Here is a 10,821-nt window from a genome sequence, read left to right as displayed (position 1 = left end):
CTGTAGTGGGCCACCAGGTTTCTGCGGGGGGGCGGGGGGGCCCGCCGGGGGGGGCCCCAACCCCGTGCGCCACCTCCTTGCCCCGCCCGCCGCCCCACCCGGGGCGGCGCCGGACGCGCTCGGCAGACGGATTTCACCGGTTCATCACCGGTTCATCGACTCGGGGAGGACACACCATGGGCGTCACGCTCGCCAAGGGAGGCAATGTCTCCCTCTCCAAGGCCGCACCCAATCTCACCCAGGTGCTCATCGGTCTCGGCTGGGACGCACGATCCACGACGGGGGCGGACTTCGACCTCGACGCGAGCGCTCTGCTGTGCCAGTCGGGCCGGGTGCTCGGCGACGAATGGTTCGTGTTCTACAACAACCTCACGAGCCCCGACGGCTCCGTCGAGCACACCGGTGACAATCTCACGGGTGAGGGCGAAGGCGACGACGAGTCGGTCATCGTGAACCTCAACGAGGTGCCGGGCCACTGCGACAAGATCGTCTTTCCGGTCTCCATTCATGAGGCCGACAATCGCGGACAGACGTTCGGCCAGGTCAGCAATGCGTTCATCCGGGTGGTCAACCAGGCCGACGGCCAGGAACTCGCGCGTTACGACCTCAGCGAGGACGCTTCCACGGAGACCGCGATGATCTTCGGTGAGCTGTACCGCTACAACGGCGAGTGGAAGTTCCGTGCAGTGGGGCAGGGGTACGCGTCGGGGCTGCGAGGCATCGCTCTAGACTTCGGGGTCAACGTTTCGTAAAGCCGCGCACGGGCGCGGGGGAGCCCCGTGCTCTTCGGGGGAGACCCTTACACACATGATGGGGTAGCCAGTGGTTCTGAAAACCTTCGGCTGGTCGTTCGCGATTACCGCGATCGGTCTGGTCGCAGCGTGGTTCTACGGGGGGTGGGAAGCCTTCGGAGTGGTGGCGATCCTTTCCGTCCTGGAGATCTCGCTGTCCTTCGACAATGCGGTGATCAACGCCGGAATCCTGAAGAAGATGAGTGCCTTCTGGCAGAAGATCTTCCTCACGATCGGTGTGCTCATCGCGGTCTTCGGTATGCGGCTGGTATTCCCCGTCGTGATCGTGGCCGTCACTGCCAACCTGGGACCGATCGAGGCCATCGATCTGTCCTTCAACGACCCGGACCAATACAAGGAACTGGTCACCGACGCCCACCCGGCGATCGCCGCCTTCGGTGGCATGTTCCTGTTGATGATCTTCCTCGACTTCATCTTCGAGGAGCGTGACATCCAGTGGCTGCGCTGGATCGAGCGCCCGCTCGCCAAGCTCGGCAAGGTCGACATGCTGTCGGTCTGCATCGCGCTGATCGTCCTGCTGATCTCGGCCCTGACCTTCGCGACCAAGGCCCACCAGCACGGCGGCGGACACGCGGACAAGGCCGAGACGGTCATGCTCGCGGGCATCGCGGGTCTGATCACGTACCTCATCGTCGGCGGTCTCTCCGGCTTCTTCGAGAACAAGCTCGAAGAGGAGGAGGAACGCGAGCACGAGGCGGAGGAAGAGGCCAAGCGGTCCGGCAAGAAGATCTCCGCGGTCGCTCTCTCGGGCAAGGCCGCGTTCTTCATGTTCCTCTACCTGGAAGTGCTCGACGCGTCCTTCTCGTTCGACGGCGTCATCGGCGCCTTCGCGATCACCAACGAGATCGTGCTGATGGCCCTGGGTCTCGGTATCGGCGCCATGTACGTCCGTTCGCTCACGGTCTACCTGGTCCGCCAGGGCACCCTGGACGACTACGTCTACCTGGAGCACGGCGCGCACTACGCGATCGGCGCCCTGGCCGCCATCCTGCTCGTCACGATCCAGTACGAGATCCCCGAACTCATCACCGGTTCCGTGGGTGTCATCCTGATCGGCTGGTCCTTCTGGTCCTCGGTCCGGCGCAACCGCGCGATCGCGGCCGACGGAGGCGAAGGCAGTACGGAAGTCTCCGCCGGGGTGTGACCCGGCAGGGAATGAGGAACGCTCTCTGCGGGGCGGCTCGTGCGGCGAAGGCTTCGGGGAACACCCGGATCCGGCCCGGAGCCGCCCCGTAGCGGTACGTGCGCCGCACGTGCCGTGTGCGACCGGTGGGGCCGACATGTAGGGGGTTGGAGATGGCGTTCTGGGACAGCCTGTGGCCGGGGCGGGAATCGCAGTTCGAATCGGGCAGCGCGGCCACCAACTCCATCGTGCTCTCGCGCCGGCACGCCACGGTCTCACTGACCAAACAGGGCGCGCTGAGCGGCAACCTCCGGGTCAACCTCTCCTGGCAGATGCGCACGTCCGACATCGAGGGCCGGTCCCGGCAGAGCGGCCGTCTGCTGCAGCCGCTGAAGCTCTTCAAGCCCGACGTGGTCCAGGCCCACACCCAGGGTGTGGCCAACGTCGACCTGGACCTGGGCTGCATGTACGAGCTGGCGGACGGCACCAGGGGCGTGGTGCAGCCGCTCGGCAATCTGCTCGGTGATCTGAACGGGCCGCCCTACATCAAGCTCAGCGGGGACGACCGCTTCGGATCGGCGTCCGGGGAGACCGTCTACGTCAACCTCGACCAGCGCGACCAGATGAAGCGGATGCTGTTCTTCGTCTACATCTACGACCAGACGCCGGCCTTCGACCGCACGCACGCCAAGGTCACGCTCTACCCGGGCAACGGGCCGCGCATCGAGATCGAGCTGGAGGAACGGGCCCCGCAGGCCCGCTCGTGCGCCGTCTTCACGCTGGAGAACGTCAAGGACGAGCTGATCGTGCGGCGCGAGGTGAAGTTCGTATACGGATTCCAGTCGGAGCTGGACCGGCTGTACGGGTACGGCATGCAGTGGGGGCGCGGCTACAAGACCCGCGCCTGAAGGGGGAGGATCCGGGCGCGGGGGCGGAGGTGCCGTGCGTGCGGGGCGGAGAGCCCGAGTGCGGCGGCGGTCCGGGCGGCGAGCCTGGTCACGGCCGTATGAACTGCGGCCCCTGCGGCGGCAGGACGAAATTCGGGTCGGGTGCGTACGCTGCCGCCGCCGCGGGCTGCGGATAGCCGTAGGCGGGCTGTGCGGACGCCGGCTGGGGGTAGCCGTACGCGGGGCCCTGGGCGGGTGTCGCAGGGGCCGCGGTGGGCCCTGGATAGCCGTACGCGGGCTGCTGGTGCTGGATCGTGGCCTGCGCGTCGGGGTCGGCCGCCGACGCCGGCGGGAACGCGGGAACGGGCGGGGCCGCCGGGCCGGGCTCGGCGGGGGCCTCCGACTCGTCCACCGAGATGCCGAAGGCGGTCGCCAGACCGATCAGGCCGGTCGGGTACCCCTGGCCCACGGCCCGGAATTTCCAGCCATCGCCTCGGCGGTACAGCTCGCCGCAGATGATCGCGGTTTCCTCGCCCGTCTCCGCCCGCACGTCGAAGAAGGCGAGCGGTTCGCCGCCCGCCGCCGCGGCGTCGTAGATCAGGATGCGGAGATCGCGCACCTGGCCGAAGGCGGCTCCGTCGGAGGACGCGGCGATGACGACCTGGTCGACCGAGGGGTCGAGTGCGTTCAGATCGGCCTCGACGGTGTCCGTCAGCCCCTCGGGCAGGCTGCGCTTCGGCAGCCGTCGCACCAGGCCGGAGGGGTGGCGGGGCTGGTTGTAGAAGACGAAGTCCTCGTCGGAGCGCACACGGCCGCCCGAGCCGAGCAGCAGGGCCGACGCGTCCACATCGGGGACCCCGGTGCCCGGGGTCCAGCGCAGCACGGCCCGTACGGCCATGGCGTCGAGGGGGACGTTCGAACCTTTCAGCATCGCGTGCGTCATGCCGGTCATCCTGCCTGCTGGCTGCCCGTGCGGACAACGCGGGGGTCGCGAGCCGTGTCCCGCGCGCAGTCCGGAGCGGGGTCCTCCGCGCCCTTCGGAACCATCGCTAAATGGACGAGTTACCCGGAATTCATGTGGGCAGGGAACTGTCGGCACCCGTCCGTACGTACTATTACCGGCCACACGTTGTCCGGTCGGCCAAGCAGCACGGGGGGAATCACATGCGTCATTTCGGGCATATCACGGCTGCGATGCGAGGCGATCTGTTCTTCCAGGAGCCGGGTGACTTCGACGCCGGTTCCCCGGCGCCCGTCCTCGCGGCCGCCCTGGGCGCCACGCTGTACAGCCCCGCCACCCGGCCCGCGCTCGCCGACGACGTCATCAAGCAGGCCCGTCGCGGAGTCGTCTCCATGGTGCTTTGCCTGGAGGATTCGATCGACGACTCCGAGGTGCCGGGCGCCGAGGAGAACCTGGTCAGGCAGTTCGCCGACCTCGCCGAGCGCGGCGCCGAACTGCCCCTGCTGTTCATCCGCGTCCGCGAACCGCGCCAGATCGGGGATCTCGTGCGCCGGCTCGGCGGATCCGTCCGACTGTTGTCCGGTTTTGTACTTCCCAAGTTCACCCAGGAGCGGGGCGTCCTGTTCATGGAGGCGCTCGCCGAGGCCGAGGGGACCGCCGGGCAGCGGCTGTTCGCCATGCCCGTTCTCGAATCCCCCGAGCTGCTCCATCTGGAGACCCGCCAGGAATCCCTCCAGAAGATCGCCCGCACCGTCGGCACCTACCGCGACCGGGTACTCGCGCTGCGGCTCGGCGTCACCGACTTCTGCTCGGCCTACGGACTCCGCCGCGCGCCCGACATGACGGCGTACGACGTCCGGATCGTCGGCGACGTCATCGCCGACGTGGTCAATGTGCTGGGCCGGGCGGACGGCACGGGCTTCACCATCACCGGCCCCGTCTGGGAGTACTTCAGGCTCCAGGAGCGCATGTTCAAGCCGCAGCTGCGGCGGAGCCCCTTCCTGGAGGGCCGGGAGGAGGAGCTGCGCACGACCCTGATCGAGCACGACCTGGACGGGCTGTTGCGGGAGATCGAGCTCGACCGGGCCAACGGCCTGCTCGGCAAGACATGTATCCACCCGTCGCACGTCGCACCCGTGCACGCGCTGTCCGTGGTCAGCCACGAGGAGTACAGCGACGCGCGGGACATCCTGCGGCCGGAGCGCGACGGCGGCGGAGTACTGCGTTCGTCGTACACGAACAAGATGAACGAAGTGAAGCCCCACCGCGCCTGGGCCGAGCGCACCCTGCGACGGGCCGAGGTGTTCGGTGTGGCGAAGGAGGACGTCGGCTTCGTGGAACTGCTGGCGGCGAGCGTCGTGGAGTGAGCGGAGCGCCCGGGAGGGTGGGCGGGTGATTTGCGCCTTCCTCGGCCTGGGCACCACCCCCATGGAGCGCCCGCGCGCGCGGGCGAGTGATGCTTGACGGACGGGCCCGGTGAACGGGCGCGTGCGTGGGACAGACGGCGGTGCCGGTGGACGAGCGGGGCCGCGGGAGAGACGACACGACGGGCCCGGGCGAACGGGCGCGTGCGTGTGACAGGACGGCGGGCCCCGGTGAACGGGTGCGCGTGACAGGCCGACGGAAGGAAACGGCGAACGTGGTGTGGTCGGGTAGCTGGGTCGCGGAGCGGCTGGGCGTCGAGCTGGCGGGCGACGGGGAGCTGCGCGAGCTGCTGGGCCTCGCCCTGCGGCGCAACCCCAAGCGGGCACATCTGCTCGTGTCCAACGTGCTCGGCAAGCACGTGCCGCAACGCCCCTCCGTCGTGTACGGCGCCGGCTTCGAGCTCGGCCGCCGGGTGCACGAACTGCTGGGCGAGGACGGCGCACGGCACGCGGTCGTCCTCGGCTACGCGGAGACCGCCACCGGGCTCGGGCACGCCGTCGCCGACGGGCTCGGACCCGCGCCCTACCTCCACTCGACGCGACGCCCCGTCGAAGGCGTGACGCGGGCGGGCGGCTTCGAGGAATCGCACTCGCACGCCACCTCGCACCTGCTGCTCCCGGAGGACCCGGACCTGCTGGCCGGCGAGGAGGGCGGCGGGACGGGTACGACTCTCGTCCTCGTCGACGACGAGTTCTCCACCGGCAACACCGTCCTCAACACCATCCGCGCCCTGCACGAGCGCTACCCCCGCAAGCGGTACGTCATCGTGGCCCTGGTCGACATGCGCTCACCGGCCGACCAGGGACGGCTCGCCGAGTTCGCCGAGGAGATAGGCGCCCGGGTCGAACTGATCGTGAGGAACACGGGCACGGTCAGCCTCCCGGAAGGTGTCCTGGAGAAGGGCCAGGCGCTGGTCGCCGCGCAGGAATCGGCCCGGACGGCGCCGCAGGCGGTGCGCCCCGGGGAAGGCCCCGGACCGCGGCGCACGCCTCCCCGCCCCCCCACCCGGATCGACCTCCAATGGCCCGCCGGAGTGCCCGACGGCGGCCGGCACGGCTTCACCCCCGCACATCGCGCACTCCTCGAACCCGCCCTCCCCGCCATGGCGGACCGCATCGCGCAGGCGCTGGGCGAGCACCCCGGCCGGGTCCTCGTCCTCGGCTTCGAAGAGCTGATGTACGCGCCCCTGCGCCTGGGCACCGCCCTGGAGGAGCGCACCGGCGCCGAGATCCGCTACTCCACCACCACCCGCTCCCCGGTCCTCGCCGTGGACGACCCGGGCTACGCGATACGCACCCGGCTGGTCTTCCCGGCCCACGACGACCCGGCCGACGGCCCCGGCGAGCGCTACGCGTACAACGTCGCGGGCGGCGGCTTCGACGCCGTGGTCCTCGTCGTCGACTCCACCGCCGACACCCGTGCGCTGCACGGCCCCGGCGGCCTGCTGCACCAGCTCGCACCGCACACCGCCCACGTCCTGCTGGCGGTCGTCCCCTCGTACGCGCCGCCCGGGGCGTCCGCCGCCGGACCGGCCCCGTCGTACGCCCCCCAACGGCAGGAAGAGACCGCCATGCTGCCCGAGCCCCTCCGTGGCCCCGCCTTCTCCTCCTACGCACCCGACGAGGTCGGCTGGCTGCTCCAGGACCTGTCGGACACCGAGCTGGAGGCCCCCACCGAGGAGCGCGAGGAGGCGATACAGAGCGGTGGCGCGCACTACGCCGAGTCGCTGCCCGTCGAGTACCAGCCGTCCGAGCAGTACCAGGACCTTTTCAAGGCGGCCCTGAGTCTGTCCGCCGCCCGCATCGCCCGCGCCGTCGGCACGGTCACCGAGACCGTCCTCGCCGAGCGCGGCCCCCGCCCCGTGCTCGTCTCGCTGGCCCGCGCCGGCACCCCCGTCGGCGTACTGATGCGCCGCTGGGCCCGCCTCCGCAGCGGCGTCGACCTGCCCCACTACGCCGTCTCGATCGTGCGCGGCCGGGGCATCGACGCCAACGCCCTGCGCTGGCTGGCCGCCCACCACAACCCGGCCGACGTCGTCTTCGTCGACGGCTGGACGGGCAAGGGTGCCATCACCCGTGAACTGGCCGCGGCGATCGCGGAGTTCGAGGAGTCCGACGGGACCGAGGGCTTCAACCCGGAGATCGCCGTCCTGGCCGACCCGGGCGGCTGCGTCCGCACGTACGGCACCCGCGAGGACTTCCTGATCCCCTCCGCCTGCCTCAACTCCACGGTGTCCGGACTGATTTCCCGTACGGTCCTCCGCTCCGACCTGGTCGGACCCGATGACTTCCACGGCGCGAAGTTCTACCGGGAGCTCGCCGGATCCGATGTCTCCGGCCACTTCCTCGACACCGTCACCGACCGGTTCGGTGAGGTCGCCGACGCCGTGGACGCCGAGGTGAAGGAACTGCTCACCGCCGACCGCGCACCGACCTGGGAGGGCTGGGCCGCGGTGGAGCGCATCAGCGAGGAGCACGGCATCCACGACGTCAACCTCGTCAAGCCGGGCGTCGGCGAGACGACCCGCGTCCTGCTGCGCCGCGTCCCGTGGAAGATCCTCGCCAAGCGCGGCGCCGGCGCGGACCTGGAACACATCAGACTGCTGGCGGACCAGCGCGGCGTCCCGGTCGAAGAGGTCGACGAACTCCCTTACACCTGCGTCGGGTTGATCCACCCCAAGTACACGCGCGGGGCGACCGGCGCGGACGGCAGGGCGGTCGATTCCAAGTGACCTCCCAGCTGACCCCTCGGACGGCACCCCAGGTGACCCCTCAGGTGGCGCCCCTGCCCGGCTCCTCGTCCGCTTCCCCCGTGACGCTGGTCGCCAGCGACCTCGACCGCACCCTCATCTACTCGGCGGCGGCCCTCCAGCTCCCGATGCCGGACGCCGAGGCCCCCCGCCTGCTCTGCGTCGAGGTGTACGACAGGACGCCCCTCTCGTACGTCACGGAGACGGCCGCCGCCCTGCTCGCCGAACTGACGGGCTCCCCCTCCACGGTCTTCGTACCGACCACCACCCGCACCCGCGAGCAGTACCACCGCATTCATCTCCCGGGCCCCGCAGCCGAGTTCGCGATCTGTGCCAACGGCGGACACATCCTGGTGGACGGAGCGTCCGACCGCGACTGGCAGCGGACCGTGACCGGCCGGCTGGCCGAGGAGTGCGCCTCGCTCGACGAGGTCCGCGCCCACCTCGTCTCCGCCGCCGACCCCGCCTGGCTGCTCAAGGAGCGGGTCGCCGAGGACCTCTTCGCCTACCTCGTCGTCGACCGGGCCCTTCTGCCGGCCGACTGGACGAAGGAACTCGCCGCGTGGGCGGAGCCGCGCGGCTGGACCGTCTCGCTCCAGGGCCGCAAGATCTACGTCGTACCGCGTCCGCTCACCAAGAGCGCGGCCATGCGCGAGGTCGCCCGCCGCACCGGCGCCACGCTCACCCTGGCCGCGGGCGACTCGCTCCTCGACGCCGACCTGCTGCTCGCCGCCGACCGGGGCTGGCGCCCCGGCCACGGCGAACTGGCCGACGCGGGCTGGAGCGCCCCGCATGTGGAGGCGACCGCGGAGAGCGGCGTGGCGGCGGGCGAGGAGATCCTGCGACGCTTCCTGGCGGCGACGGAGCCGGAGCCGCGCCGGGCGGTCTGAGCCGAGGGCGGGGCGGCTGTCCGAGCCCGGGAGGAGCGGGCGGTCCGAGCCGAGGGCGGGGCGGGGCCGACCGGTCCGGGGCGAGGGACGGGCCGACCGCGACGCGCGCCGAAATTGCTCGTACACGGCCCTGGCCTGCGGCTACAGTCACCGCGTTCCCGCCCGCTCATCGGAGGGAGCGTTCCAGTTCTCAGCAAGGAGCGGTGCGATGACCAAGGGCAACCAGACCAAGATCACGGACGAGCTGTACGCGTACATGCTGGCCCACAACCCGCCGCTGGACGCGGTGCAGCGCGAACTCGTCGACACCACCTACGCCCGGCTGCCCGGCCACGCCGGCATGCAGTCGGCCGAGGAACAGGGCCCGCTGCTCGCCTTCCTCGTACGGCTGACCGGGGCCCGGCACATCGTGGAGGTCGGGACCTTCACCGGGTTCTCCGCCCTGGCGATGGCCCAGGCGCTGCCGGACGGCGGCCGGCTGATCGCGTGCGACATCTCGGAGGAGTGGACCGCCTACGGCCGTGAGGCCTGGGCGAAGGCAGGCGTCGCCGACCGGATCGACCTGCGGATCGCCCCGGCCGTCGACACCCTGCGGGCCATGCCCGCGGAGCCGCACATCGACTTCGCCTACCTGGACGCGGACAAGGAGAACTACATCGCGTACTGGGAGGAGTTGGTGCCCCGGATGAGCCGGGGAGGCCTCATCACCACGGACAACGTGCTCTTCCACGGCGACGTGACGGACCCGGGGGCGACCGGGTCGGCGGCGGCCATCCAGGAGTTCAACGACCATGTGTCCGCCGACCCGAGGATGGACAGCGTGCTGCTCACGGTGTCGGACGGACTGACGCTGTCGCGCAAGCGGTAGCGGTGCTGTAGCTGTAGCCGTAGCCGTAGCCGTAGCCGTAGCCGTAGCCGTAGCCGTAGCCGTAGCGCGGGGCGCCGGGCCGCCTTGCGTGACGGGTCAGCCGCAGCAGCCTCCGCCGCAGCAACCGCCGCCGCCTCCGCCCGAGGGCGCGGGAGCGGAACCGGCCGAACCGCCCACGGCGACGGCCGAGAGAAGCTTGACGGTGTCCTCGTGCCCGACGGGGCAGGAGGCGGGGGCCGAGGACTCGGCCATCGGGCGGCTGAGCTCGAAGGTGTCTCCACAGGAGCGGCAGCGGTACTCGTAACGAGGCATGGCCCCAGGCTAGCGGCCGACACGGCCGACGGGAGCCGGACAGCCCGCACGTTCCATGAGCCGCAGGGTGACGAATCGCTGGGCTGCGGACTGCCGGGCTGTGAATCGCAGGGCTGTGAGCCACCGGGCTGTGAACCACCGGACTGTGAACTGGCCGGTTACGATCCGCCGGGCTGTGAGCCACCGCGCCGGACGACGGGCATCTCCTCGACGGCCCGTCGCCGCGCGAGCCGCTGTTCACGCGCGGCCTCCTCGGGATGGCGGGCCCGCCAGTAGGGGTTGTCACGGGGAAGCCCGCCACTGACGCGCCCGTACATCCCGAACATCATCAGCAGCAGCCCGACCACAAAGCTGAACAGCACGTTCTGGATCTCGAAGGCAAGGAAGTTGGCCCCGGTGTCCAGCAGGGCGAGATTGACGAAACCGCTGAGGACGAAGGCGATCCCCAGCACCATGTTGAGCGTCGAGGCGAAGTTGCCGCCGATGACCATTCCGATGAACAGCAGCAGCCCGACACAGATCGACAGGACGCTGAGCGCGCCATTGGTGCTGAGACCCGCGACGGTGTCACCGCCGGTGTCGAAGAAGCCGACCTGGCCGGTCAGCCCGAGAATGCCGAAGGCGAGAAGCACCAGCCCCATCAGGCCGGCGCCGATCCGGTAGACGCGGCTGAGCCGGTGGTCCACCGGCAGGTGCTCATCGAGCCGTGTGGCCTTGCGGTGGGCGGCCTGCCGTCGGGCGGGACGCAGTACATGGGTGGCCATGGGGCCTCCTTCGCGTACTACCAGGATCCC

The 10,821-nt window shown here is 70.4% G+C and carries 10 protein-coding genes; 7 read left to right on the top strand and 3 right to left on the bottom strand.

Annotated features, from left to right (window positions below; all coding sequences use genetic code 11):
• Nucleotides 1–176: 176 nt before the first annotated feature.
• The 3 genes from ACZ4LX_RS29595 (at nucleotide 177) to ACZ4LX_RS29585 (ending at nucleotide 2,843) form a co-directional block, all read left to right on the top strand.
• Nucleotides 177–752: a TerD family protein gene (locus ACZ4LX_RS29595; RefSeq protein ID WP_362541134.1), complete on the top strand. Its 576-nt coding sequence runs from the start codon at nucleotides 177–179 to the stop codon at nucleotides 750–752.
• Nucleotides 753–822: 70 nt separating this feature from the next.
• Nucleotides 823–1,956 carry a DUF475 domain-containing protein gene (locus ACZ4LX_RS29590; protein WP_467641910.1) on the top strand — a complete coding sequence of 378 codons (1,134 nt, stop codon included), beginning with the start codon at nucleotides 823–825 and terminating at the stop codon, nucleotides 1,954–1,956.
• A 152-nt stretch (nucleotides 1,957–2,108) separates the two neighbouring features.
• Nucleotides 2,109–2,843, top strand: coding sequence for a TerD family protein (locus ACZ4LX_RS29585; protein ID WP_467641907.1), 735 nt, complete (start codon nucleotides 2,109–2,111; stop codon nucleotides 2,841–2,843).
• An 88-nt stretch (nucleotides 2,844–2,931) separates the two neighbouring features.
• On the opposite strand, the gene ACZ4LX_RS29580 is transcribed toward ACZ4LX_RS29585, so the two are convergent.
• A complete protein-coding gene (locus tag ACZ4LX_RS29580) occupies nucleotides 2,932–3,765 on the bottom strand; it encodes a TerD family protein (protein ID WP_467641904.1) in 834 nt (277 codons plus the stop codon).
• A gap of 221 nt (nucleotides 3,766–3,986) precedes the next feature.
• Here ACZ4LX_RS29580 and ACZ4LX_RS29575 point away from each other — a divergent pair, with 221 nt between their 5' ends.
• The 4 genes from ACZ4LX_RS29575 to ACZ4LX_RS29560 all read left to right on the top strand — a co-directional run bounded on the left by ACZ4LX_RS29575 (nucleotide 3,987) and on the right by ACZ4LX_RS29560 (nucleotide 9,715).
• Complete coding sequence (locus tag ACZ4LX_RS29575) at nucleotides 3,987–5,150, top strand: HpcH/HpaI aldolase/citrate lyase family protein (protein WP_467641902.1); 1,164 nt, start codon at nucleotides 3,987–3,989, stop codon at nucleotides 5,148–5,150.
• Nucleotides 5,151–5,386: 236 nt separating this feature from the next.
• The gene (locus ACZ4LX_RS29570; protein WP_467641899.1) at nucleotides 5,387–7,939 is read left to right on the top strand and encodes a phosphoribosyltransferase; all 2,553 of its coding nucleotides are present in this window, start codon (nucleotides 5,387–5,389) and stop codon (nucleotides 7,937–7,939) included.
• 80 nt (nucleotides 7,940–8,019) lie between these two features.
• Nucleotides 8,020–8,847: an HAD family hydrolase gene (locus ACZ4LX_RS29565; RefSeq protein ID WP_467641896.1), complete on the top strand. Its 828-nt coding sequence runs from the start codon at nucleotides 8,020–8,022 to the stop codon at nucleotides 8,845–8,847.
• A 208-nt stretch (nucleotides 8,848–9,055) separates the two neighbouring features.
• Complete coding sequence (locus tag ACZ4LX_RS29560) at nucleotides 9,056–9,715, top strand: O-methyltransferase (protein WP_467641893.1); 660 nt, start codon at nucleotides 9,056–9,058, stop codon at nucleotides 9,713–9,715.
• Between the two features lie 96 nt (nucleotides 9,716–9,811).
• On the opposite strand, the gene ACZ4LX_RS29555 is transcribed toward ACZ4LX_RS29560, so the two are convergent.
• Nucleotides 9,812–10,027, bottom strand: a complete 216-nt coding sequence (locus tag ACZ4LX_RS29555) for an FmdB family zinc ribbon protein (RefSeq protein ID WP_467641890.1) — start codon at nucleotides 10,025–10,027, stop codon at nucleotides 9,812–9,814.
• A gap of 158 nt (nucleotides 10,028–10,185) precedes the next feature.
• Nucleotides 10,186–10,791 carry a DUF4383 domain-containing protein gene (locus tag ACZ4LX_RS29550; protein WP_467641887.1) on the bottom strand — a complete coding sequence of 202 codons (606 nt, stop codon included), beginning with the start codon at nucleotides 10,789–10,791 and terminating at the stop codon, nucleotides 10,186–10,188.
• Nucleotides 10,792–10,821: the final 30 nt, after the last annotated feature.

The organism is Streptomyces sp. NPDC026062 (assembly GCF_055568375.1).
The sequence above is the reverse complement of the archived record's forward strand: the minus strand, read 5'-3'. Positions and strand labels throughout refer to the sequence as shown.